Here is a 26,287-nt window from a genome sequence, read left to right as displayed (position 1 = left end):
GCAGCACGTTCAGGGAGGCGGATCGTGGCCGCTGAGCCGGGCATGCCGGGGCCCGGCTCCCCTGTGCGGAAGCCGGGCCCGGCCGTCGGTCAGTCGGTGCAGGAGGGCTGGTCGAAGTGCCCCGGGGTGCCCGGGAACGCCGCCCCGGCTCCCTGTTCCTTGTTGTCCCTCGGGTAGACGTAGGACAGCTCCAGGAAGGCCGAGGTGCCGGCCGTGGTGACGTCGGAGGCGCTGCGACCCGCGCCGGTGGCCCAGGCCAGCCGGGTGAGGAAGTCCTGCATCGCCGGGCTGTGCTGGCGGATGTCGTTGAACCCGCCGTACGCCGAGTTGCAGTGGGTGTACAGGTTGTAGGCGCCGTTCCAGTCGAACAGCCGGTCGCCGTTGTTCGGGCCGTTGGCGGTGACGTCGCCCTGGAGCACGTCTCGGTCCCAGCCGCCGTAGAGCCAGTCGGTGCCGTGGTGGTGCTGGTTGTCGGCCACGTCGTCGTTGTCCAGGTTCGTCATCTCGAACCAGCGACACGGGTCGACTGTCCCCGAGGTGAGGTCGACCGGCCAGGCCCCGGCCGCGCAGTTGTCCGGGTAGGAGCCGCGCGGGCGGAAGTCCAGCAGGTCGGAGCTGAGCACGGCGGTCACCGCCGGGCCGCTGGTCGCCCCGGCACCGCCGAACAGGTGGTCCACGTACTGGTCGTGGTCGCCCCGGGCGGCGGCGCTGAACACGCCGTTGACCAGGCACTGCGGGTTGGTCGCGTCGAGCACCGGGTCGCAGCCCTTGCCACCCCAGAGCACGTCCGAGCCCTCCCCGCCGAACACCTCGTCGCCGCCGCTGTCGCCGTTGGCGACGTCGTCGCCGAAGCCGCCGTGGATGTTGTCCGCGCCGGCCCCGCCGCGGATGACGTCACCCGCGCCGGCGGTCAGCCCGGCGTGCGGCATCGGCGCCGAGGTGGAACTGCCGATCCAGGCGTCGCCGTCGGTGTCGTGCAGCAGGTCCACCCGCCGGTCGTAGTCCCCGGCCCGGAACCCGGTGAACGTCTCCTGCGGAACCGACGACAGGGTGACGGTGAAGCCCAGCGCCGCCACGTCGTCGGCGTTGAGGTACTGGTTCACCACGCCGCCCCGGTCGCCGAGGATGGCGTCCCGGCCGTCGTCGCCGTACAGGGTGTCGGCGCCGAGCTCACCGAAGAGGTCGTCGTCTCCGGCGCCACCCCGGATCAGGTCGTCGCCGTCCTGGCCCCAGATCCCGTCGTTGCCGGCGTCGCCGTAGAGCTGGTCGTTGCCGAAGGCACCGGCCGGCTCGCAGGTGGCCTGGGCGGTGGTGCAGAACCGGGTGGACGGGCCCGGCAACGCCGGGTCGTGGGTACGGGCCACCGTGGCGTCGGTCGGCACGGCGCCGGTCGGGTACCGCTCGGTGTAGACCCGCTCGGTCTGCTTCCCGTTGACCGTGGTCACGGTCCGCAGCAGCGAGCCGTTGTCGCCGAGGATGACGTCGTCGGCGCCGTTGCCCTCGACCACGTCCCCGGTGTCCCGGAAGCCCGCCGTCGAGCTGCCGCCGATCAGGTCGTCCTGCCCGGCCGGGGCGCCGGCGCCGACCAGCTCGGCCGGCGGCGACGGTTCGCCCGGCCAGCCCGGGTCGGCCAGCGGGGTGACCGCCTGGCGGCCCGCCCCGCCGAGGGCGCTGTCACCGCGGAGGTTGTCCGCGCCGCCGTTGCCCTCCAGGTAGTCGCCGTCGCCGTCACCGGTCAGCGCGTCGTCGCCGTCCTGGCCCCAGAGGGCGTCCACGCCGTCGCCGCCGCTGAGCCGGTCGTCACCGTACCGGTTGGCGGTGGCCGCCGCCCGGTCCAGAAGCACCACGATCCGCGGCCCGAACGGGTTGCCGTCGGCGCCGAGCCGCACGGTAACCGAGGTCGGCTGCTCACCCGGGAGCGGGCGCAGCACCGCGCCGTTGTCGCCGATGATCGCGTCGGAACCGGGTCCGCCGAAGACGGCGTCCGCGGTGTCCGGCTGGCCCGTGGTGGCCGCCCCGGATCCGTCGTACGCGGTGCTGGAGCCACCGACTAGGTCGTCGTCGCCGGCGTTGCCCTCGACCCAGTCGGAGCCGGGGCCGCCCTCGGCGTAGTCGTTCCCGGCGTCGGCGTGCACCCGGTCCGGTCCGCCCTGGCCGAAGATCACGTCGTCGGCGTCCCCACCGGAGATCAGGTCGCCGCCGCTGGTGCCGGCCGCCGGGCTGAACCCGAGGTCGAGCAGGGTGACCTTGCGGGCCGGGCCGGGCCGGCCCTGGGTGACCCGGGTGGCGTCGGCGCCGGCCGGCGTGAACCGGGCGTTGTCCCCGGCGATCAGGTCGGCGTCCGCGTCGCCGTACAGCTCGTCGCCGCTGTCCGGCCGGCCGGTGCCGGCGGCTGGCTCCTGCGAGGAGCCACCGATGATCTCGTCCCGGCCGAGGTCACCGTGGATCAGGTCGGCGCCGTTGTTGCCTTCGAGCTGGTCGTTCCCGGCGTCGCCGTTGATCCGGTCGCCGCCGAGCCCGCCGTACGCCACGTCGTCGTCCCCGCCGCCGGAGATCACGTCCCCGGCGCCGGCCCCGGCCACGTCACCGGCCAGGTCCAGCGGGTACGGTCCGACGTCCCCGATCCGCGGGGTGCCGTTGTCGCCGACGATCCGGTCGGCGCCCTCCTCGCCGTAGAGGAAGTCCCGGCCGTCGCCTGCGCCGGCGACGCGAGAGCCGCCGTAGAGGACGTCGGCGTCCGGGCCACCGAAGACCTGGTCGCCGCCCTCGTTGCCCTCGGCGGTGTCCTGCCCGGCATCGCCGTAGAGGCCGTCGTCGCCGGTGTTACCGAAGAGCAGGTCGTCACCGTCGCCGCCGTGCAGCTGGTCGACGCCGGCGCCGCCCCAGGCCCGGTCGTTGCCGCCGCCCAGGTGCAGGGTGTCGTCGCCGAGCTGGCCGCAGGCGCGGTCGTCGCCACCGCCGAGGTCGGCCCGGTCGTCGCCGCTGCCGGCGGAGACCACCTCCACCCCGGCGCCGCCGAGGATCAGGTCGGCCGCGCCCTGGTCGGCGGGGGCCGGCTGCGCGTCGGCGAGGGAGGCGTCGACGCATGTCTCGGCGGGCAGGTGCCGGTCACCGAAGATCGTCGCCCCGCCGTCGCCGCCGATCAGGTGGTCGCTGCCGAGACCGCCGACGAGCAGCTTGTTCTGCGACTGGGTGCCGGCCGGTAGCGGCTGGTGGGTGACCTGGCGGAACGGGCCGTACCCGTCGGTGGCGCCCGGCTCACCCACCTGCGACGGCTCGGCGATCAGGTAGTCCTGGCCGGGGCCGCCGTACAGCTCGTCGGTGCCGTAGCCGCCGACCAGGACGTCGTCGCCGCCGTAGCCGTAGACGCGGCCGGTCTGGCCGTTGGCGGAGTGGGAGACGACCAGGTCGACGCCGGCGCTGCCGTACACGGTGTCCTGGCCGGCTCCGGTGTCCACCTGGTTGGTCAGGTCGATGTCGCCGCTGCCGGCCTGGTCGACGTCGGCGGGAATCGTGGTGTCGTACGTGTGGATGGTGTCGTCGCCCCGGCCACCGTTGATCGTGTCGCCGCCCGGGCCGCCGACCAGGGTGTTCTTCCCGTTGGGCCGGTCGTCGACCACCACGCCGAGCACGTCGTCGCCGCCGTTGCCGTAGACCCGGCTGGCGCCGTGCCCGACGGTGACGTGGTCGTCGTCGCCGCCGCTCGCGGCGGTGGGGTCGGTCAGGGTCGTCCAGTCGATCAGCCCGGTGAGGGTCTTGTCGCCGACGGAGGTGTGCACCGTGGTGGCGGCCCGGTCGGTGCCGCCGAGGCCGCTGTCGCCGGCCACCACGTTGTTGCCGTCGCCGGTGGTGATGGAGTCCTTTCCGGGCCCGCCGGCGACCCGGCTGACCGCGCCGGGCGCCTCGGCGGTGACGATCACGTCGTCGCCGCCGCGCCCGTCCACGTACGCCGGTACGGTGCCGGTGCGGATCTGGTCCTTTCCGTCGGAGCCGAGCACCACGGCGGTCTTGTCGAAGGACGAGGTCTTCGTGCCGTCGCCGCTGGTGTCGCCGTCGCCGAGCAGCAGCACCGACAGCGAGACCTTGTCGGCGTCGGCGACCTGGTAGCCGCGCCCGTCGACCACCACCCGGGTCAGGGACGGGTCGAGGAACTCCTGCTTGCGGCCGAGGGCCTCGACCGCGAAGCCGTCGAAGTCGTCGCTGGCGCCCTCGGTGCCGGCGTCGGCGTAGTGCAGCGCGTACACCTTGACCACGTCACCGGCGTAGGTGCCGGCGCTGTTGTCCCAGGCCTTGTCGCCGCGCTGTTCCTGCTTGCCGAACTTGCCGGCGAAGACCACCAGGGTGTCTCCGACGGTGCCGCCGAGTTCCGGTGGTGGCGGGGTGCAGTCAGGTTGCGCCCGGAAGTCGAGCAGGGTCGCGTCGACCAGGGTGAAGTCGAAGGTCTTGGAGAACAGGAACAGGTCGATGGTGATGTAGACCTTGAGGAAGACGGAGAGCTGTCCGCTGGTGGTGAACAGACAGATCGGGTTCACCCGCAGCCTCTCGAGAAACTCGCTGGTGCGGAACTTGCCGTCGTTGTTCGGGTCGTTCCAGCTGAACCCGACGGTCAGCCGGATGCCACCCTGGATGCCGGCCTTGACGATCAGCACACTGACCTCGGCCCCGGCACCGATCTCGCCGCGCAGGGTGACCACCGGGACGGGCTTGCCGGTGCTGTCGGCGGTCTTGAAGTACAGCCCGTCGAGCAGGCTGACGGCGTCGAGCTTGCTGCCGTCGGTGGCCGCCTCGACAGCGTGCCGGATGCCCGCGGTGTCCAGCCCGGCGATGAACCGGGCGGTGACCGAGGCGCTGCCGGAGAGGGTGACCAGCACCGGCGGCGGGGCGTAGACGGGGCCGAAGGACTGCCGCCAGCTGAAGCCCAGCGCCAGCGGACCGGAGTCGAAGCTGACCAGCTCGACGTCCTGGCCGAGCAGCAGCCCGAACAGCGAGCCCGGGTTGTCGAAGATCGGGAAGCTGAAGCCGGTCTTCTCCGCGTTGGACTTCTCCCCGGGGTTCTTCGGGGTGAACAACTTCTCCCCGTCGTCGCCGGCGGCGTCGTCGATCTTCGTCTTCACCTCGGCGGCGGACTTCGCCTGGGTGAACGGGTCGTCCCGCTTGATCAGGCTCTCCGCGGAGGCGGGTGACACCTCGGTGGTGAGCGCCTTCGCCGGGTCGACCAGGAACTGGCCGAGCGGGATGGAGCAGCCGGAGTCGCAGTCCGGTATCCGGTTCACGAAGGTGATCACCGCCCGCACGGTGTCCACGAAGTCCAGCTTCGGGCCGCCGTTGAGGGTGCTGAACGTCTTGGCGAGCCAGACCAGGGTGATGTCCGGTCCGCCGGTGGCCTTCGACAGGTCCGACAGCACCGGGATGGGTGCGTAGAGGGTGTCGATGACCGGCTGGAGCGGTCCGGTGACCGCCTTGAGCTTCGCCACGACCGGCTTGAGGATCTTGTCGAAGAAGGCACCCGCGTCCAGCGCGATGTCGGTGAAGGTGACCTTCAGCGGCGTGGTGACGCCGTCGCCGGTGGCGGTGAGGGCGCCCTGCTTGTGCTCCAGGCCCCACTTCAGCCCGAAGCGGGCGCTGATGCCGGGCAGGGCGGAGCCGACCTCGTCGCCGGTGTTCACCACCGCCGCCAGCTTCCAGTCGATGTCGACCTTGGCGGTGAGGTCGGTGGCGAGCAGCGAGCCCAGGTCGCCGAACTCGGCGAGGGTGAGCTTGGCGTCCGGGTCGGCCGTGCAGTCCGCGGTGACCGTCGGGTCGAAGCAGCTCTTCTCCCCTGGCGAGCCCTTGAGGTCGATGCCGAAGTACGCCCGCACCAGCGGGTCGGTGCTCTGCTTGGTGGCGTTGACCTGGATGAACGCGAGTTGCGCGGCCAGGTCGCCGGTGGTGTCGAAGCTGCCCCCGATCTGCACCTCGGGCGTGGTGTCCCCGTCGTGGGTGGGGATGTAGAAGCCCTCGTCCCGGTCGAGGACCAGGTCCAGGTGCAGCTTCCAGCCGAGCTTGGCCTTGATGCCGTCGGCGGCGCCCTTCTTCGCCTTCAACGACAGGCCGGGGATACCGAGGTCGAGCGGCACGTTGGCCTCGGCACAGCCGATCTGGCAGCCGCCGCTCGCGGACGGGTCACCCTTGGCCGAGGTGAGCTTGATCCGGACGGCCTGGAAGTCCTCCGGCTGGCAGGGGGTGGCCACCCCGGTGCGGCAGCTGACCTCGGCGGTGACGTTCTCGTCGACCGGCTTGAGCGCCTCCTTGAGCGCGGCGTTCAGGCCGGCGCTGTCCAGCGTGGCGTCGGCCAGCACCGGGCCGATCGCCGCCTTGATCTGCTCGCGGAGCTGCGCCACGAACCGCTGGCCCTGTTGCAGGTCGTCGCCGACCAGGGGCAGCTTGCCGTCGAAGCTGGCCAGCCGGAGCGCCTCCTCCACCTTCGCCAGGTAGCCGTCGATGCCGACGTTGAAGTCGGTGAGCTTCATGGTCAGGTTGGCGAAGCAGGAGTCCAGGTTCGGGGTGTTCGCCGTGGGCGTGAGGTCCAGGCCCATGGTGAAGGTGAGCAGGTTGGTGGCGTCGGCCGGCTCGCAGTTGTTGACGAAGAGCGGCGCGCGGGCGCAGATCGGCACGTTGGCGCCGCCGACCCCACCGCCGCAGTCGACGCCCGCGGTGCTGAACTGCGGGGTCAGCCCGAGCAGGCCGCTGATCGGGCCGTCCTCGGTCAACCCGCCGAGCCCGAGGCTGAGGTTGGCCTTGACGGTGGCGAAGTCGGGGTCCTTGCCCAGGTCGAGGGCGAGCGGGCCGACCCGGGCGGCGATCGCGCCCTTGGTGATCCCGCCGGAGACGGTGACGCTGGCCGAGGACGTGTGGTCGAGGATCGGCGCGGCGTCCAGGCGCAGCGGCAGCAGCAGCCCGAGCTTGGCGTTCGCGGAGACGTCGAGCGCGAAGGTGCCGGAGCTGTCCAGGCTGATCAGGTCCTTGCCGCCGCCCCAGCCGAAGGCGAGCGGTCCACCGGTGTGGAAGTTCCGCTTCCAGTCCAGCCCGATCCGCAGGAACGGGCCGCCCTCGCGCTGATCCACGGTGAAGCTGACCCCGCTGCCCGCGCCGATGGCGTTGTTGAGCACGTCGAGGGCGTCCTGGAGGTTGTCCGGGGGCGCGGCGAGGAGCCGGTCCAGCGCGTCGGCGAGTTCTGGCCGCAGCGCGTACGCGGTGCCGTCCGCCGGCTTCGGGGTGCCCGCCGCGTCGATCCGCAGCGTCTGCCCGTCCACCTGCTTCAGTACCCGGTACGCCTTGCTGCCGATCACCACGGTCCGGCCCTCAAGCCGGGCGTCGAAACCGGCGTCGTCCTTGCGGCTGTCGTCCTTGAGCAGGAAGTTCGTCCCGTCGGCGGCGAAGGTGACGTCCTTGCCGACGCCGCTCTCGTCGGCGCCGAGCAGTTGCCGGGGGGAGCGGCCGAGCAGCGGGATCTTCTTGTCCAGCGGTCCGCTGCCGGTGTCCGCCTGGGAGAGCGCGGCGTTGACCAGCCGGAGCGCCTCGACGACGACCGCGAACAGCGCCTTGGGGTCGTTCGGGTCGAAGTCCACAGCGAAGAGCCCGGTCAGCCCGGAGGTGTTCACCACCGGCTCCTCCCCGGCCTTCCAGCTCACGTCCACCCCGATGCCCTGCCCGAGGGCACCGGTGTCGCCCGGAACGCTGACCTTGACCCGGCCGGTGGTCTTCACCGACGCGGACGCGGCGAGCAGAGTGGTCGGCTCGGACTGCAGCCGGTGGAAGAACGTGCCCAGGCTGATGTCCTGGGCCTGCTTGAACTTCACCTCCAGCATCCGCTGGCCGGCGGCGGCCGGTCCGACCGAGAGGTCGCCGCCGAGCTTGACCTTGAGGAAGCCGGCGGTGGCGTAGAAGTCGACGCCGGTGGTGATCGGGAAGTCCGCGCTGAACAACGGCACCGCCGGGTCGGTACGCAGCAGCACCCGGTCCGCGTTGGCCGTCGGGCTGCCCAGTTCGTCGCGCAGGTCGAGGACGAGGGTGAGGGCGGCGCTGTAGCGCGGCTTCACCTTGGCGAAGCTGGCCTGCGCGTTCGCCGCCCGAAGGCCGACCTTCTTGTCGTCGTCGACCGGGTCGGTGAGGGTGCCGGCCAGCTCGACCGCGCCGATGTTCGGGCTGGACCCGCTGATCACCCAGACGCTGTCGTTGGCCGGCTGGCCGCCGATCCAGTCCTGCACCAGGGTGACGGAGTTGGCGGTGTTGGCCGCGACGGTGCCGGCGGAGGTGCCGGCCACCACCCGCTGCCCGACGAGGTCACCAGGGGTGAACCGGTTGCCGCTGACGCTGAAGCCGTTGGCGGTGAACGTGGCACCGCGGCCGGAGAGCGAGGCCGCGCCCGGGTCCAGCGGCACCTCCACGGTGGACTCCCGTTCCAGCTTCACCCGGAACACCAGCTTGTCGCCGGCGAAGGAGAGGTTGTCCACGGGCAAGCCCTCGGCGGCGAGCAGCGCGAGCAGCTCCTGGATGGAGCTGAACCTGGGCTGCCCGGCCAGGGCCGGGTCGTCCTTGGTGGGATCGAACTGCGGGTCGTCCGGCCGCGGGTGGACGTACTTCTTGAGGAAGTCGGTGAGCTTCTCGTTGACCTTGACCGCGTCGGCGAAGGTGCCACGCAGGAACGGCAGGTTCAGGTTGCCCGCCGGGCCGCTCTGCTGCACGCCGCTGAGCAGGGTGGCGAGTTGGGCGAGCCCGGAGGCGAGGTCGAGCGGGCTCATGTTGCGGAACTTGGCGATCGTCTCGTCCAGCCCGGTGGTGGTCACCGTCGGGCTGCCGACCGAGATGTCGTTCCAGTCCACGTTCACCGTTGCCGCCACCGCGGGCAGGGCGAAGGGCGCCCCGGCGGTGGCCGCGCCGAGCTTGATCACGCCGTGCACGGAGCCCGGGCCGGGCTCGGTCTCGGTGTCGGAGATCCGGCCGCCCCCGGAGCCGTCCAGCGCCACCTGCGCGAGGCCGGCCAGGGAGCCGGCCGCGCCGAGTTCACCCGTGCCGGGCCCGGCGGGCGTGTCGAAGGCCAGCCGGCCGTCGCCGTTGGGATCGGTGACGGTGACCTTGAGGTGGGTGCGGGCGGTGAGGGTGCTGCCGGCGGTGAGCGTGACGCCGAGGATGCCGACCGAGGCGGTGGCCTTGTCGAGGTCGGCGCGCAGCCGCGCCGCCGCGTCGATGTCGATCCGCGGGGTGTCGCCGTCGCGCACCAGGTAGGTCTCCCCGGCGGCGGTGTGCCGGGCCCGCAAATGCAGGGTGGCCCAGCCGGTGACGCTGACCGCCTTGGCGAGGGTGACCCCGTTGGCGGTCAGTTCCTTGTCGGCCACCTCGCGCTTCGTGGTCAGCAGCACGTCGAGCAGGTGGTCACCGCCGCTGGTGGTCACCGAGCTGGTAAGCCGGGTCCCGCCGCCCAGGTCCACGTCGTCCTTGGTCAGGCCGCTGGCCAGCGCGTCGGACGCCGTCTTGGCGAGCTTGTCCGCGTCGACCAGCGCGCCGGGGCTGACCCCGAGCAGGGGCAGCGGCTGGCCGAGCAGCCCGACCTGGGAGAGTCCACCGTCGGCCCAGGTGGCGGTGCGGGACATCAAGGACTTGAGCGCCGTCTCCCACGCCTCGTCGGCGTGGGCCGGCGCAGCCGTCCACACCAGTGCCAGCGCGGCCGTCAGCACCGCCGCGATCGCCGCGGCCAGCAGCCGCCGTAGTGCCACCATGAGCCACCTCGTCCTGGTCGATGGCCGTCACCGACGGCGCTGGTCGGCGACAGCACATCGATCGCGGAAGTTGCTCACAACGGCTGTGTCGGGATGGTGACACAGCGTCAAGCCATTCGGTCGAGACCGTCGATACGGCCGGCCCGAAGAGACTGTGCTCGCGGATCGGATCGTGCCCGCCGCACCGCGCCAACCCCCGCCCACCAGCCCGTCGGGAGGCCCCGTGCCGCTACGGACCAGTGCCCTGCGCACCACCCTGCTCGCCGGCGTCGCGCTACTGGCCACGGCGGCGCCCGCCGCCGGAGCACCCGTGGGGCCGGGCGTGGGTGCCGGTGTTCACGCCGAGCAGGACCGCGCCGCGCCGTACCGGGTCACCCACCTCAAGTCGAAGGCCGACGTGGACGCGGTCGCCCGCACCGGCGCCGCGATCGAGCACATCGAGCACGGCGAACTGACCGTCACGGCCACCCCCGCCGAGGTACGCGCCATTCAGCGCCTCGGCCTGCGTACGGTGGCGGTGTCCACGTCGGGCGCCTCGGCGATGGCCTTCCCCGCCCCGGACGCCGCGTACCACGACCACGCGGAGACGCTGGCCGCGGTGGACGCGATCGTGGCCGCCCACCCGACGATCGCCAGCCGGCGGGTGATCGGGAAGTCCTATGAGGCCGGGACATCGTGGCGCTCAAGATCTCCGACAATGTCGGCGCCGACGAGGCCGAGCCGGAGGTGCTCTTCACCGCCAACCAGCACGCTCGCGAACACCTAACCGTCGAGCAGGCGCTCTACCTCGCCGAGCAGCTCACCGGCCAGTACGGCACCGACCCACGGATCACCCGCCTGGTCGACGGCCGGGTGTTCTGGATCGTGCCGATGGTCAACCCGGACGGCGCCGAGTACGACATCGCCACCGGCGTGTACCGGGACTGGCGCAAGAACCGGCAGCCCAACACCGGCAGCAGCGCCATCGGCACCGACCTGAACCGCAACTGGGGCTACAAGTGGGGCTGCTGCGGCGGCTCCTCGACGTCGCCGTCCTCGCCCACCTACCGCGGCAAGTCGGCCTTCTCCGCCCCCGAGACCGCTGCCGTCCGCGACTTCGTGGTGAGCCGGCGCGATCCGGGCACCGGGAAGCAGCGGATCAAAGCCGCGATCGACTTCCACTCGTACGGTGAGCTTGTGCTGTGGCCCTTCGGCTACACCAAGTCCACCGTGGTGAGCGGGATGAGCGCCGACGAGTACGCGACGTACCAGGCCATTGGCCAGCAGATGGCGGCTACGAACGGATACACGCCGGAGCAGGCGAGCGACCTGTACATCACCGACGGGTCGGTCGACGACTGGTTGTGGGGCCAGGAGCGGATCTTCACGTACACCTTCGAGCTGTACCCGGTCGACCCGGACCCCGGTTTCTACCCGCCCGCCTCGGACATCGCGGCCGCGACCGCGCGCAACCGCGAGGCGGTACTGATGTTCGGCGAGTACGCCGACTGCCCGTACCGGGCGATCGGCAAGGCAGCGACCTACTGCGCGGCGGCCGACGACTTCGCCATGAGCACCAGCCCGGCCAGCGGCACGGTGAGCTCGGGCGGCTCGGTCACCACCACGGTCACCACCACGACCACGGCCGGCAACCCGCAGCAGGTCACGTTGAGCGCCAGCGGCCTGCCGGCGGGGACGAGCGCGGTCTTCCTCCCGCCCACGGTGACCTCCGGCGGTTCGGCGACCATGACCGTCACCGTGCCGACCGGCGCCCTGCCGGCGAGCTACGCGGTGACCGTCACCGGCACCGGCACCGGCGTCACCCGGTCGACCTCCTACGGTCTCGGGGTCGACGGGCGGGCCGGCTGCACGGGCAGCAACGACACGGACGTGGCGATCCCCGACCTGACCCCAGTGCAGAGCCCGATCACGATCGGCACCTGCCCCGGCAACGCCGGCGCGGCCAGCAGCGTCGAGGTGCACGTGACCCACCCGTACGTCGGTGACCTGACGCTGACCCTGATCGCGCCGGACGGCAGCGAGTACGTGCTCCGGGACCGGGTGGGCGGCAGCGCGGACAACATCGACCAGACCTTCCCGGTCGATCTGTCCGGCGAGGTCGCCAACGGCACCTGGCAGCTGAAGGTGTACGACGCCGCGGTCGGCGACACCGGCACCCTCACCGGTTGGCGGCTCTCGCTCTGACCCGGGCGAGCCAGCTTCATCGGTGACGACGGCGGGCGGTCCGACTGGGACGTAGGCGGGCGCGGCCGTCGGGTGGGCGCACCCGGGCCAGTCGGCCGCCGCCTGCGCCACCCGTACCGGCGAGCGGTCCGCGGCGACCGGTGCCAGCCGGTCCCGCGCCCGGTCGGTGCGCGGCCCCGGGCCGACCGAGGCCGGTGGTCGGCATCACCGGCGCTGACGCCGTGCGTGTCCCGGAGCGGGTTCCTTCCAAATCGCTTCGTCTGGCGTCAATATGTCGGACAGGTTCCGGAACCGCCCTGAGGGGAGCGCTCTCTTGACAGCCTCCCACTTCATTCATATGTTTAAAGATGTCTATTTGTAGGTTTGTTAACTGTACGGCCGGCCGACCCGGCCACAGCTGACCGACCGAGGGGAGGCATCCGTGCGCAGCATCCGCACCATCGCCGCCGGCGCCCTCGCCGTCGTGGGCCTCACGGTCGCCCTCACGGCGACCACGAGCGCACCCGCCGCAGCGGCACCCGGCGCGATCACCTGGTCCGACGAGTTCAACGGGGCGGCCGGCGCGCCGCCGGACGCCAGCAAGTGGCGCTACGACATCGGCGGCGGCGGCTGGGGCAACAACGAGCATCAGTACTACACCTCAAGCACCCGCAACGCCGCCCTCGACGGCAACGGGAACCTGGTGATCACCGCCCGCCGGGAGAATCCGGCCGGCTACTCGTGCTGGTACGGCAGCTGCCAGTACACCTCCGCCCGGCTACTCACGGCCGCCACGTTCACCCAGACGTACGGCCGGTTCGAGGCACGGATCAAGATCCCCCGGGGGCAGGGGATCTGGCCCGCGTTCTGGATGCTGGGCAACGACATCGCCACCAACCCGTGGCCCAACAACGGCGAGATCGACATCATGGAGAACATCGGGCGCGAGCCGTCCACCGTGCACGGCAGCCTGCACGGACCGGGCTACTCCGGCGGAAACGCGCTGACCGGCCAGACCTCGCTGCCCGGCGGCCAGGCCCTCGCCGACGCCTTCCACACCTACACCGTCGACTGGGCGCCCGACTCCATCACCTGGTACCTCGACGGCGTGGCGTACTCCCGGAAGACCCCGGCGGACGCGGGCGGCAACCGGTGGGTCTTCGACCACCCGTTCTTCATGATCATGAACGTGGCGGTCGGCGGCAACTGGCCCGGCTACCCGGACGGCAGCACGGTCTTCCCGCAGACGATGGTCGTCGACTACGTCCGGGTCCAGGCCTGGGACAGCGGCGGCGGCACCGGCGGCCCGATCATCGGCTACGGCAATAAGTGCGTGGACGTCGCCGGCGCGAACCCCGCCAACGGCACCACCGTCCAGCTCTGGACCTGCAACGGCACCGCCGCCCAGCGCTGGAGCTGGAACGCCGATGGCTCGGTACGCGCCCTGGGCAAGTGCCTCGACGTCGCCGGCGGGTCGACCGCCAACGGCGCCCGGGTGCAGCTCTACGACTGCAACGGCACCGGCGCGCAGCGGTGGGTGTTCAGCTCCGCCGGGGACATCGTCAACCCCCAGTCGAACAAGTGCCTGGACGCCACCGGGGTCAGCTCCGCCGACGGCACTCCGCTGCAGATCTGGGCCTGCACGGGTGGGGCCAACCAGCAGTGGCGACGCTGACCGGAGCCGGACCGGGCGTGGCCCGGTGACCTCCTGAGACAGCGCCGGCCGGGCCGACTCGGCCGGCGCTGTCTCAGGACGGCGCGTCCACCGAGAGCCGCCGCACCTGCGTGAGGTACGGGTCCAGCTTCCCCACGTTCGACCAGCCGGTGCCGGCGACGACTGTGCGAGGATCAACGGTCGTGGAAACCGTCGGCGACCCGCCGTCCGCCGCACCGGACCGATCCCGCTGGGGCCGGCTGCACGTACTGGACTGGATCGCGATCGGGCTCGCTGCCGGCGGCGTCCTCTGCGTCCTCACCGGGCTGCTCCCCCGCGCGGAGGCCGAGGCCACCGTCCGCCGCATCCTCCCCATCCTGATCTTCCTCGGCACCGTGGTGGTGCTGGCCGAGCTGACCGCGGTGGCCGGGGTCTTCGACGCGCTCGCCGCCCGGGTGGCGATCACCGCACGGGGCAGCTACCGGGCCCTGTTCTGGCTCTGCGTCGGCTTCGCCTCGGTCACCACCATCGCGCTCAACCTGGACACCACCGCCGTCCTGCTCACCCCGGTGATGATCGCCCTGGCCCGCAAGCTCGGCGTATCGCCGACGCCGCTGGCGATGACCACGGTCTGGCTGGCGAACACGGCGAGCCTGCTGCTGCCGGTGTCCAATCTGACCAACATCCTGGCCAGCGACCGGATCGGGCTGGCACCGGTGCCGTGGGCTGCCCGGATGTGGTGGCCGCAGCTGGTCGCCATCGCGATCACGATGTTGCTGCTCTGGTGGTGGTACTGGCGGCCGGCGCGGGCGGGTGCCGATCCGTTCACCCCACCGCCGCCGCACGTGCCGCCCGACCCGGTGCTGTACGGCACCGCGCTGGGCGCGTGTCTGCTGTTCGTCGCCGGGATCCTCGCCGGGGTCGAGATCGGACTCGCGTCCGGCGTGGCCGCGGCGATCCTGGTCGCCGGCTTCGCCGTGCGCGCCCGGCGCAGCCTGACGTTCCACCTCGTCCCCTGGCGGCTGCTGGTCTTCGTCACCGGGCTGTTCCTGGTGGTGCAGACCATCGGCCGGCACGGCCTGGACACCGTCATGGGGACGCTGATCGGTGGCGACCCGGGCACCGAGGGCGCGTTGCGGGCCGGCGGCGTCGGCGCGCTCTTCGCCAACGTGGTCAACAACCTGCCCGCCTACGTGGCCGGCGAGGCGGTCATCGCCGCCGACCACCACACCCAGCTGCTGGCCCTGCTGATGGGCACCAACGTCGGCCCGCTGGCCACCCCGTGGGCCTCGCTGGCCACCCTGATCTGGTACGAGCGCTGCCGGGCCGCCGGGGTCGCCGTCCCGCTGGGTCGGTTCGTGGCCACCAGCGCCGCGCTCGCCGCGCTGGCCACCACCGCCACCGTCGCCGCCCTGCTGATCGCCCCGCCCGGCTGACCGACGGTCACGTCAGCGCGACCCGGGCCAGGTCGGTCCGGGTGCCGGCCAGGGCGAGCCGGAACCGGAGCCGCCGGCCCGGGGCGGCACGTCGCCATCCGCACACCCTTGACCAGCCGTTACGGGTATCGATACGGTCGCTTGGATCTTGCCCTGTGGCGGGAATCCGGGCCGCAGCACCGAGCACGGCCACCGAGAGGATGGAGGTGAGTCGCCGCTCTCGCTCGCCCGCTCCTGTCCATACAACGACAGCAAAGGGATGAATCGAATGTGGATCAGCAGACATAGCCGCCTCCCCTGGCGCGCAGGACTGGCGGTGGCAGCCGCTGCCTGCCTCGCCATCACCGGCCTCGCGGCACCCGCGGCCGCCGCCACGGTTGACTCGGCGCTGCCGAGCGGCAACACCACCTACCGGTCGTTGGCCGACTACGAGCGCGACATGGAGACGCTGGCGCGTGAGCACACCGATCTGGTCAAGCCGCTGACGCTTCCGTACCCGACGTCGTCGGGCCGGCTGGTCCGCGGCATCGAGATCACCCGGAACGTGCAGGCCAACGACGGCAAGCCCGTCTTCGTCACGGTCGGGATGCACCACGGCAACGAGTGGCCCAGCGGGGAACTCGTCATGGAGTACGCGGTCGACCTGGTGAACGCCGCGTCCGCCGGCGATCCCTACGTGTCCGCCCTGCTGGACCGCGCCCGGCTCGTGGTCGTGCCGGTCGTCAACGTGGACGGGTTCGTGCGCAACCGCCGGCAGACCGACACGAACGTCGACATGAACCGCAACTACGGGTTCGGCTGGCTGCCGATCTCGACGGGCGGCGCGGCGCCGTGGTCCGAGCCGGAGGCGAGGAACATCGAGTGGCTGCTGTCCACCCGGCAGGCCACCACCTTCGTCACCCAGCACACGTGCATCCAGGTCGTCCTCTACCCGCCCCTGCAGCTGGCGGTCGGGCCGACCCAGGACGTGGCGCGGTACGAGGATCTGGCGACCAGGATGGCCAAGCGCTACGGCGCGAACTACATCCCGCGCGACTCCGCGCACGACTATGAGACCACCGGTGAGGCGATCGACTGGGCCTACTTCGCGACGCGGGGGCTGGCGTTCACGGCCGAGACCTGCCCCGACCGGGGCCTCCCGCGGACCTTCGAGACCCAGGTCGTGGACACCTACCCGGCCCACCGGCTCGCCATGTTCGAGGCGTTGGAGAACACCGCCGACCCGGCCCAGCACTCGGTCATCGAAGGTAAGGCACCCAAGGACGCGGTGCTGCGGATCAGCAAGTCGTTCGACATGTACACCCAGCCCTACCCGCAGCCGGACGGTACGACGCGACCGAGCGGGTTCCCCACGACGCTGACCTCCGACCTGGACATCACCCAGCCGAACGGAAAGTTCCGCTGGTCGGTCAACCCGTCGTACCGGCCGGTGCCGCCGTATCAGGCCGACGGCGTGCACCCGAACCAGACCGGATTCCACGCCGAGCCGTGGATCCTGACGTGCGAGCGACCGGACGGCACGGTCCTGCAGCGGACGCCCGTGAACGTCGACCTGGGCCAGACGGTCACGGTCGACCTGCAGCAGTGCACCCGCAACTTCCACAAGAAGGACCTGAAGTAACACCCGCTGAACGCGGTGCCGGCCGGCTCCGACCTCCGTCGTAGCCGGCCGGCCGGCACAGCTGAACATGAACGGCAGCGGGTCGCCGACCCTCGGCGAGATCCCGCAGCCCCACCCGGTCCCGCCGCTCGGCACGCTGCCAAGAAGGGCTGCCACAGCCGCAAGCCCCTTACCGCGCCGCCCAGCGAATACGGTTTTACCAGGCAATATTGAATGCCATTGAATGCTGGCCGCGAGTGTTCGAATCGAAGGACACCTTCAGCGTGGCTGGGCAGCAAATTGTAAAACCGCAGGTCAGAGCGGCAGCGTTCAGGACAGTTCAAGCTGGCGGTGGGCGCCGACTGCCCACTCAGCACCTCATCGACCAGCAGCCGCCCGCCCGATAGCCGGCTCAGCGCCGCCGGCACCTTCAGGGGCATGGCATCCCACGGCGTTCCCGTTGGCAGCCTCGTGTGCACGACCGCGGCTCGTGCCGGCAACAACATGAGCGGACATCAGCCGACCGTCCGAACGGGTCGGCCAGGCGGACAGCCCTCCTGACGCCTTGTGCAGAATCGACCTGATCCATCACATAGTTCCGGCGTGTTCCCCTTTGCGCCGTGTTAGCTTTTCCTCCAATTCACCTCGGCCCAAACTAGGCCGGATACGGACAATTCGGACATTAGGCGCACAAGGGCAGATTGTGCCCGTAAATGACGGGGGAAGAGGAGCCGATGAGGGGTGTATGGACTGCCGCCGCCGGCGGCAGCGCGGGAGAGACGGGCTCGGCACCGCGGACCGGCCGCACGGCGTCCGTCAGGGAGGGGATCCAGTGACCTTGAACCGGGACATCGACACGCACGTCCCCAGCCAGCTGACCGAGGAGCCGCCGCTCGCCGCACCATCCGGGCAGGGTGACCGGGCACTGAGCATCCTGCGGATGCGGGAACGGCCCGACGACGAGACCGCGGTGGTCGGCGCTGGTCCCAAGCGGCAGACCGTGAGCGTGGTCATCCCGACGCTCAACGAGGAGAAGAACATCGCGTGGGTGCTCGAGCGCATGCCACCGATCGTCGACGAGGTGGTCCTCGTCGACGGGCACTCGTCAGACCGTACGGTCGAGGTCGCCCGCGCCATCCGGCCGGACATCGTGGTGCTGACGCAGAACTGCCGCGGCAAGGGTGACGCGGCGCGGGTGGCGTTCGCCGCGGCCACCGGCGACCTGATCGTGATGATCGACGCCGACGGCAGCATGGATCCCCGCGAGATCCACCACTATGTCACCCCGCTCATGAACGGCTACGACTTCGTCAAGGGCTCGCGGTTCCTGACCGGCGGCGGATCGACCGACCTGACCGCGCTGCGCCGCAGCGGCAACCAGGTGCTGGTGAGGTTGACGAACAGCTTCTTCCTCGTCCACTTCACCGACCTGTGCTACGGCTTCGTGTCATTCCGCCGCGTCTGCCTGCCGGCGCTCGCCCTGACCGCGCACGGCTTCGAGATCGAGACCGAGCTCGTGGTCCACGCGCTGAAGGCGAACCTGCGCATCGCCGAGGTGCCGAGCAACGAACTCCCCCGCCGCTGCGGCATCTCCAACCTGCGCACCTTCCGGGACGGTCAGCGGGTGCTCCGGACCCTGCTCCGGGAGCGGTTCGTACGGCGCCCTCGACCGGTGGTGGACCCGATCGACCACCGCGTGCTGCAACGGTGGCAGCCCCCGGCCGCCGAGTCGACCAGCCCGGCGCTGAGCGAGGTGCCCCGATGAGGACTCATTCCCTGCGGCGTGCCCGGGTGGCGCGCGGCGTCCACGCGCTCGCCCTGCTGCTGGGCGTGCTGCTCGGCGCCGCGCCCCTGCCCGGCGGGCTCGCCGCACCGGCCAGCGCGGCCGCCGGCGACATCGGCTACGTCGGTCCGTCCACCTCGGGCGACGGTTCGGCGGCGACCGGTGAGAAGCCGGAGAGCAAGCTGTGGTGGAACGACGGCACCTGGTGGGCGGTGCTCTTCCACACCGGCAGCCAGACCCACCACATCTTTCGGCTGAACCGCCCGACGCAGCAGTGGGTCGACACCGGGACCGTGGTCGACAACCGGCCGAAAACCCGCTCCGACGCGCTGTGGGACGGCACCCGGCTCTACATCTCCTCGCACGTCCGGGCCAGTTCGTCCGCGGACGCGAACTCCGGCAGCCCGGCCCGGCTCTACCGCTTCAGCTACAACGCCGCGACGAAGACCTACACCAGCGACACCGGCTTTCCGGCACAGATCAGCAACTACTCCAGCGAGACCCTGACCATCGACAAGGACTCGACGGGCGTGCTCTGGGCGAGCTGGACGCAGGGCTCGAAGGTCTACGTGAACAACACGACGGGCGGGGACGCGGTCTGGGGCACCCCGTTCGTGCTCCCGGGCGCCGCCGCCAGCAACCTGGACAGCGACGACATCTCGTCGTTGGTGAGCTTCGGGGGCTCCCGGATCGGCGTGATGTGGAGCAACCAGGTGAAGTCCGCGATCTACTTCGCCGAGCACGTCGACGGGGCGTCGCGCTCCACCTGGGACGTCACGCGTACGGCGGTCCAGGGTCCGAACAGCGCCGACGACCACATCAACCTCAAGGCGCTCGAGGCCGACGCCGCCGGACGGGTCTTCGCGGTCATCAAGACCAGCCTCGACGACGCCGGCGCCACGAGCTCGGCGCCCTTGATCATGCTCCTCGCCCTGGACCCGTCGACCCACGACTGGTCCAGCTACAAGGTCGGGCGGATCAAGGACTGCCACACCCGGCCGGTCCTGCTGCTCGACTCCGAACATCAGATGCTGTACGTCTTCATGACCGCGCCGGACAGCGGCTGCCCGTACACGGGCTACCCGGGAACGATCTTCATGAAGAGCTCCCCGATGGACAGCATCGCCTTTCCCGACGGCCGCGGTACGCCGGTCATCAGGGACGCCCTCTCGCCCAACATGAACAATGTGACGAGCACCAAGCAGAGCGTCACCAGCGCCACCGGCATGGTGATCCTGGCCAGCAACGACGTCACCCAGCGCTACTGGCACGCCGACCTCCCGCTGGGCTCGTCGTGAGCGCCGGGGCCACCCTCGATCCCCGCCTCGGGCCGGCACCTGGCGACCCGCGGCCGCTGCGCGTGACCAGTCCGGCCCCGGCCGACGTGTGGGAGCAGGTGCTCGCCTCCGCGCCGAACGCCCTGCCCAGCCAGACGCCGACCTGGCTCCGCTGCGTGTGCAGAGTCAAAGGCTACGAGGACGTGTCGCGGCTCTACGAGACCGTCGACGGCAGGCGCCTCGTCCTTCCGCTGGTCCGACGCCCGGGGCTCGGTCCGATCCTCGCGGCGGACTTCGGACTTCCCGTCGGCTGGGGACCGGGCGGGCTGGTCTGCGAGGACGGCGATCTCCGCCCGGAGGACGTCCGTATGGTGGTCGCCGACCTGGCACGGCGGCATGTGCTGAGCACCCTGGTCCGCCCCGACCCGGCGGCGGCCGGGACGTGGGAGGCCGTGGTGCCGGCGAGCGTGCTGCGCGAGAAGCGGATGACGCAGACGGTCTTCCTCGACGGCGGCTTCGACGAGGTCTGGCGCAAGCGGTTCCGCAGCGACACCCGCAACCGGATCCGCCGCGCGGAGCGGGCCGGCGTCGTCGTCGAGTGCGACGACACGGGCCGCCTGGTCCCGGTCTTCCATCAGCTCTACGGCGAGTCCGTCGACCGCTGGGCGCGGCGGGACCGGCTGCCGCTCCCGCTCGCCCGGCGGCTGGCCGCCCGACGGGAGCCGCACCGGAAACTGCGCACCGTCGCGGAGATGCTCGGGTCCCGGTGCCGGATATACGCCGCCTACCATGAGGGACGACCGGTCGCTGCGATCGTCGTGCTGTTCGCCGCGAGGACGGCGATGTACTGGCGCGGCGCGATGCTGGAGCAGTTCGCTGGCCCCGTCTATGCCAACTATCTGCTGCACAAGACGGCGATCGCGGACGCGGTCGAGGCCGGATGCACGGTCTACAACATGGGCGACTCGGCGCGGGTGTCCTCGTTGGAGCTGTTCAAGAGCCGCTTCGGCGCGGTCAGCCAGGACTACGCCTGCTACCGGATTGAGCGGGTGCCGATCACTCCGCTGGTCGAGCGCGCTCGGGGCGGCGTACGGCGGATCCTGGCGCTCCGGCCGGTACGGAGTAGTGCATGATCCGTACTCCGCCTGGCTTGCCGGGCCCGCCGACGACGGCGGTGGCGGGGCATCCGGAACCGCAACGGCAGGTGGAAGCGGCGACGGCCGCGCCCGGGCTCGCCCGGTCGGTGCTGGCCGGCCTCGACGAGGCCGGCGTGCGCTGGTGCCTGCTCCGCGGCGGTCTGGAGGCGCTCGTCGCCCCCGGGGACCTGGACCTCCTGGTCGCACCGGCCGATCTCGCGCGGGCCGTGGCCGTCATCACGGCCCATGGGCTGATCCGCCTGACCAGTCACGGCCGGGCCAGTCACCGGTTCTTCCTCGGGCTCGACGCGGCTAACGGCTCGTGGGTCGAACTCGACCTTGTGACGGAGCTCGCCTACGGCCGGCACTTCGAGCTGCGCACCCGGGCCACCGACCAGTGCCTGGGCCGCCGGGTACGCCAGGACGACGTGTGGGTACTCGCGCCCGGAGACGAGTTCTGGGCGCTGCTGCTGCACTGCGTGCTCGACAAGGGCAGGTTCGCCGACCACCACCTACGTCGTCTTCGACAACTGGCGGACCACGCCACGCTCGACGGTCCACTCGCCCGGGCGCTGCCGGACCGGGCGGCCCGGATGCTGCTGGCCTACTGGCGGGTCGATTGCCCGGCGGCGCTGCCGGCCGTCCGTCGGCGACTGCTCAGCACCTGGTGGCGGGCCCATCCGGCCAGCGCAGCCCGCCGCCTCGTCGGCTCGACAGCCCTGCGCTCCATCGAGCGGCCGTTGCAGGCGTGGAGCCGTCGGGGTGCCGGCGTCGCCCTGATCGGGCCCGACGGATCGGGGAAGTCCACCCTGGCCCAGGCGATCGAGTCGACGTTCTACTTTCCGGTGCGCCGCGTCTACATGGGGCTCTGGCCGTCGAACGAGGCGCCGCGCAGCACCGCTGAACAGGGCATACGCATTCTGCTGCGCCCGTTCACGGTGTGGCGTCGCTACCTGGCGGCGGTGCGCCACCGGGCGCTGGGCCGGCTGGTGGTCTTCGACCGCTACGTCTACGACGCCCTGCTGCCGCCGCGCGGGCCGCTGGTCTGGCTCAAGCGACCGTACTTCCAGTTGCTGAGCCGACTCTGCCCGGCACCCGATGTGGTGCTGCTGCTGGACGTCCCGGGGCCGGTCATGCACCGCCGCTCCGGGGAGTACGACCCCGAGCACCTCGAGCGGGAACGCGAGCAGTACCGGCGGCTGCGCCGGCGAGTTCCGCACCTGGAGCGGGTCGACGCCGACCGGGCGCCGGAGCTGGTGCTCGCCGACGCGCTCGGCCGGATCTGGCGGCACTACGTCGAGCGGACGGCCCGGTGAGGGGCGCCGTACAGTGGGCGCAGCCGGTCCTGCGGGACCGGCTCGCCTGCTGGCTGCACCGGCCCGAACGGAGCTGGACCGCCACCGTCGCACCCCGCCTGGTCGCCCGGGCGACCACCACCGACGACACGCGGTGGCGGACCGAGTCCGTCGCCTTCACCAGCACGTCCGTCGCCGTGGCCGCGGTACGCAGCCGCGGGGCCGACGAACGCTACATGGTCAAGGTGCCCTGGACGCACCAGGCCGCCGAGGGGCTGCGGAGCCAGGCCGAGGTGCTCGACCTGTTGTGGACGAACCCGCGCCTGCCCGGCCTGCGCTCGCTCCTGCCGTACTGTGTGGCGCGGGGCGAGGTCGAGGGGCGCTACTACTGCGTGGAAGGCGCGCTGCCGGGCGCCCCGGCGAGCGGGATGATGCTGCGGCGTAGCCGGCGGGCCGCGGTGCTCGCCTCCGCCCGCCGGGTCATCCGCGACCTCCACCAGCGCACCCAGGAACGGACCCTGCTCGACCGGGCCGCCCTCGAGGAGTGGGTGGACGTCCCACTCCGGCGGCTGGGCGAGTTCGCCACCACCCACCCGCGACGTGGCCGGTTCCTGGACACGGTCTGGCGACTCCGGGAGGAACTCGTCGTCGCCCTCGTCGGCCGCACCGTGCACACCTCCTGGATCCACGGCGACTTCTGGCCCGGCAACCTGCTTGCCACCTCACCGGACGGACAGGTGACCGGGATCGTCGACTGGGACCGGGCTGCGGCTCGCCAACTCCCCCTGCACGACCTGCTGCACCTGCACGTCCTCGCCCGCCGGCTGGCCAGCGGTGACGAACTCGGCGAGATCGTCGTCCAGGCGCTGCGGCACGGGATCGACCGGGCGCTCGACGTCCCCGCCGACGAGGCGGCCGCCTGGCTGGACGGCATCCCGCCCCGCCCGGCCCTGCTCCTCTACTGGCTACGCCACATCCTGCTGTTCATCGACTCGGAAGGTGACCATGACGATCCACGCTGGATCCGCGGAAACGTCGAACGCGTCCTCGCCAACGTCTGAGCCGGTCGCCGTTCTCGATCCGGCGGCGCCGGCCGGGCTCGGCTCGGCCCCGACCGTGACCGTGGTCGTCTGCGTCTACACCGAGCGGCGGTGGCCACAGATCGTCCGGGCGGTCCACTCGGTGCGGGCGCAGGACGTACCGGCGGCGCAGGTCGTCGTGGTCGTCGACCACAACCCGACGTTGCTGGAGCGGGTGCGCGCCACGTTCCCCGAGCTGACCGTCGTGCCGAACGCCGGCCCGCGCGGCCTGTCGGCGGCCCGCAACACCGGGGTGGCCCGGGCGACCGGCGAGATCGTCGCCTTCCTCGACGACGACGCGGAGGCGGAGCCCGACTGGCTGGCCCGGCTGCTGCCACACTACCGGGACCAGCAGGTGCTCGCGGTCGGCGGCCACGCCGTACCGGCGTGGGAGGAGGAACGGCCGCGCTGGCTGCCCCCCGAGTTCGACTGGGTGGTCGGGTGCAGCTTCACCGGCCAGCCCACCGAGGTCACCTCCGTGCGAAACGTCATCGGCTGCAACATGTCCTTCCGCCGATCGGTGCTGAACCGCACCGCCGGCTTCGACCCCGCGCTCGGCCGCGTCGGCCGAACACCGGTCGGCTGCGAGGAGACGGAGCTCTGCATCCGGATCCGGCAGCTCGAGCCGGACGGCGTGGTGCTCTACGAGCCCGCGGCCCGGGTCCGGCACCGGGTGACCGTCGATCGGACGACGTGGCGCTACTTCCGCCAGCGCTGCTTCTCCGAGGGACGGTCCAAAGCGGTCGTCGCCCGGCTGGTCGGTAGCGACGCCGGGCTCGCCACCGAGCGCACGTACACCCGCCGCACCCTGCCCGCCGGGGTGCGCCGCGGGCTGCGCCAGGTCCGTGCCGGCGACCGCGCCGGCCTGCTGCGATCCGGCGCGATCGTCGCCGGCCTACTGGTGACCGCCGCAGGCTACGTCTCGGCCCAGGCCATGCGCGCCTCGCAGGCGGTCGGCAAGCCGGGCCCCCGGCGAGCGGGCCCGGCGCCGGTACGGGTACTCGCCGTCGAACTCTCCGAGGGGGTGCCCGACGTCCCCGACACGGGCGGCCCGGACGGCACCCGGTACGGCGCGGCGCAGGTCCTGGTCCGGCTGCACGGGGAGCCGCTCGGGCTGGTGGACGTCGCGCTGCCGGCCGGCGGGCTGACCGCGCCGGCGCTCACCGCCACGATCCGGGACCGCCTCGCCACGGCAATCGACGCGCACCTGCGCCACGACGGCCTGCCCACGCTCGACCAGCTCGACGCCCGCCCGGTCGGGGAAACCGGCGGCGCCGGGTCGTGTCCGTCCCGACGAGCGGCGGCGGCGCACGCCCCGTTCGTCAGCGTCGTCGTGCCCACGTGTGGACGCACGCCGCTCTTCGAGTCCACCCTGGACTCGCTCGCTGCGCTCGACTACCCCCACTTCGAGATCGTCGTGGTGGACAACGCGCCGCAGGTCAGCGACACGGCGCGGACCATCGCCAGCCGCTCCGCCGCCGATCCGCGATTCCGCTACACGAGTGAACCGCGACCCGGCGTCGCTCCCGCCCGTAACCGGGGGCTGACCGAGGCGCGGGGCGAGATCGTGGCCTTCGCCGACGATGACCTCGTCATCGACCGGGGGTGGCTGCGCAGCCTCGTCGACGGCTTCACCGACGACGACGTGGTCGGGGTGACCGGTCACATCCTCGCCCGGGAACTCGACACGCCGGCACAGATCTGGCTGGAGCAGTACGGCGGTTACGGCAAGGGCTGCCAGCGGCGGAGGTTCGACCGGTCCGGGGTCGCCACCCTCGATGCGGGGGGCGCACGCCGCGTCGAGCTGCCACCGCGCTCGCTCCACCCGTACCTGCCCGGATCGTACGGCTCCGGCGCCAACATGGCGTTCCGCACCGATGCGCTGCGCCGGTTGGGCGCCTTCGATCCGCGGCTGCGCAGCGGGGAGGACATCGACCTGCTGCTGCGTACGGTGCTCGCCGGACACGCGCTGACCTACGAGCCGGGCGCAATCACCTGGCACACGCACCGACGTGAGCTGCGGGCGCTGCGCCGGACCATGTACCAGTACGGCGTCGGCCTCGGCACCGTGCTGACGAAATGCCTGACGAGCGACCCCACCGCCCGACGAGAGCTGCTGCGGCGGCTGCCCCGCGGCATCGCCTACGCCCTGCGGCCGGGGTCGGCGAAAAACAACGGGAAGCAGGAGGGCTATCCCGCCTCGCTGACCGTTCTCGAGCTCTGCGGACTGGCGCTCGGGCCGGTCTACTACGCCGCCGCCGCGGCCCGATCAGGAAGGAGCCGCAGGTGAACCGTCAACCGAAGACGGTCGTCCCCGTCCTCTGCTACCACAGCATCGGCGACGTACCACGAGACGGCACGCTGCGCTGGTCGGTGTCACCGGGCGATTTCGACGAGCAGATGGCGCTGATCCGGGACCGAGGGCGTACGCCGATGACGGTGAGCGGCTACGCGGCCGTGCTGCGCGGGCTGGCCCCGGTGCCGCCGCGACCAGTGCTGATCACCTTCGACGACGGCTTCCCCGACCTCGCCGACACCGCGCTGCCGGTGCTGCGCCGGCACCGGCTCACCGCCACCGCGTACGTCATCGCCGCGCGGGTGGGCACGGCGCCGGCACCGGACCGGGATCCGTCACTCGACTGGGACCAGCTCCGCGAACTGCACGCGCACGGGGTGGAGATCGGATCGCACAGCCGGAGCCACCCTGCGCTCGACTGTCTACGCCCCGGCGAGCTGCACCAGGAGATCGCGGGGAGCCGGCAGGTGCTGGAGGACGGTACGGGGACGCCGGTCCGATCGTTCGCCTATCCGTACGGCTACCACAGCAATGCCGTCCGGACCGCGGTGCGCGCCGCCGGCTACTCCTCCGCCTGCGGAGTCAAGAACGCCCTGAGCCACCCGGACGACGACATCTTCGCCATCGCCCGGGTGCTGATCGAACGGGACACCGGGGTCGCCGGAATCGGAGCCCTGCTCCACGGCACCGGCTGGCCGCTGGCCTGGCGCGGCGAGCGGCTGCGCACCCGGGGTTGGCGCGCGTACCGACGGGCGAGCCACCTGGTGCACACCGCGCGTCCGCGACTGCACCAGCCGACCTCGTGACGGCAGC

At 71.8% G+C, this 26,287-nt stretch carries 11 protein-coding genes and 1 pseudogene; 11 read left to right on the top strand and 1 reads right to left on the bottom strand.

All coding sequences use genetic code 11. The annotated features are described in order from the left end of the window. Window positions 1–89: 89 nt before the first annotated feature. Window positions 90–9,755 carry a calcium-binding protein gene (locus A6A27_RS05855; protein WP_073833507.1) on the bottom strand — a complete coding sequence of 3,222 codons (9,666 nt, stop codon included), beginning with the start codon at window positions 9,753–9,755 and terminating at the stop codon, window positions 90–92. Window positions 9,756–9,978: 223 nt separating this feature from the next. Between A6A27_RS05855 and A6A27_RS47095 the strand changes: the two are divergent. From A6A27_RS47095 to A6A27_RS05795, 11 genes and pseudogenes are all read left to right on the top strand, one after another. After that, window positions 9,979–11,939 (top strand): annotated as a pseudogene (locus A6A27_RS47095) (M14 family metallopeptidase). A gap of 421 nt (window positions 11,940–12,360) precedes the next feature. Next, entirely contained in the window at window positions 12,361–13,593 is a 1,233-nt protein-coding gene (locus A6A27_RS05840) for a glycoside hydrolase family 16 protein (protein ID WP_073833504.1), read from the top strand. 182 nt (window positions 13,594–13,775) lie between these two features. After that, complete coding sequence (locus A6A27_RS05835; RefSeq protein WP_073833503.1) at window positions 13,776–15,008, top strand: SLC13 family permease; 1,233 nt, start codon at window positions 13,776–13,778, stop codon at window positions 15,006–15,008. Between the two features lie 316 nt (window positions 15,009–15,324). Next, window positions 15,325–16,629, top strand: coding sequence for a M14 family zinc carboxypeptidase (locus A6A27_RS05830; protein WP_073833502.1), 1,305 nt, complete (start codon window positions 15,325–15,327; stop codon window positions 16,627–16,629). Window positions 16,630–17,440: 811 nt separating this feature from the next. Then, window positions 17,441–18,373, top strand: a complete 933-nt coding sequence (locus A6A27_RS05825) for a glycosyltransferase family 2 protein (RefSeq protein WP_073833501.1) — start codon at window positions 17,441–17,443, stop codon at window positions 18,371–18,373. Continuing rightward, a complete protein-coding gene (locus A6A27_RS44130) occupies window positions 18,370–19,689 on the top strand; it encodes a hypothetical protein (protein WP_158073949.1) in 1,320 nt (439 codons plus the stop codon). Before A6A27_RS05825 ends, A6A27_RS44130 begins: the two co-directional genes overlap by 4 nt. Then, window positions 19,686–20,801: a lipid II:glycine glycyltransferase FemX gene (locus A6A27_RS05815; protein ID WP_073833500.1), complete on the top strand. Its 1,116-nt coding sequence runs from the start codon at window positions 19,686–19,688 to the stop codon at window positions 20,799–20,801. Before A6A27_RS44130 ends, A6A27_RS05815 begins: the two co-directional genes overlap by 4 nt. Beyond that, complete coding sequence (locus A6A27_RS05810; RefSeq protein ID WP_083672453.1) at window positions 20,798–22,120, top strand: nucleotidyltransferase family protein; 1,323 nt, start codon at window positions 20,798–20,800, stop codon at window positions 22,118–22,120. The genes A6A27_RS05815 and A6A27_RS05810 overlap by 4 nt, the downstream gene beginning before the upstream one ends. Beyond that, complete coding sequence (locus A6A27_RS05805; protein ID WP_073833498.1) at window positions 22,117–23,160, top strand: phosphotransferase family protein; 1,044 nt, start codon at window positions 22,117–22,119, stop codon at window positions 23,158–23,160. Before A6A27_RS05810 ends, A6A27_RS05805 begins: the two co-directional genes overlap by 4 nt. Next, complete coding sequence (locus A6A27_RS05800) at window positions 23,105–25,468, top strand: glycosyltransferase (RefSeq protein WP_083672451.1); 2,364 nt, start codon at window positions 23,105–23,107, stop codon at window positions 25,466–25,468. Before A6A27_RS05805 ends, A6A27_RS05800 begins: the two co-directional genes overlap by 56 nt. After that, the gene (locus A6A27_RS05795) at window positions 25,465–26,280 is read left to right on the top strand and encodes a polysaccharide deacetylase family protein (RefSeq protein WP_073833496.1); all 816 of its coding nucleotides are present in this window, start codon (window positions 25,465–25,467) and stop codon (window positions 26,278–26,280) included. Before A6A27_RS05800 ends, A6A27_RS05795 begins: the two co-directional genes overlap by 4 nt. The last annotated feature ends 7 nt before the right edge of the window (window positions 26,281–26,287 follow it).

Source organism: Micromonospora sp. CB01531, assembly GCF_001905095.1.
Taxonomy (GTDB): domain Bacteria; phylum Actinomycetota; class Actinomycetes; order Mycobacteriales; family Micromonosporaceae; genus Micromonospora.
This window is presented reverse-complemented; position numbering and strand designations above follow the sequence as displayed.

Coding starts and splice junctions, on each gene's coding strand:
- A6A27_RS05855 (WP_073833507.1), bottom strand. CDS start 9,755: ATGGTGGCACTACGGCGGCTGCTGGCCGCGGCGATCGCGGCGGTGCTG.
- A6A27_RS44130 (WP_158073949.1), top strand. CDS start 18,370: ATGAGGACTCATTCCCTGCGGCGTGCCCGGGTGGCGCGCGGCGTCCAC.
- A6A27_RS05810 (WP_083672453.1), top strand. CDS start 20,798: ATGATCCGTACTCCGCCTGGCTTGCCGGGCCCGCCGACGACGGCGGTG.
- A6A27_RS05800 (WP_083672451.1), top strand. CDS start 23,105: ATGACGATCCACGCTGGATCCGCGGAAACGTCGAACGCGTCCTCGCCA.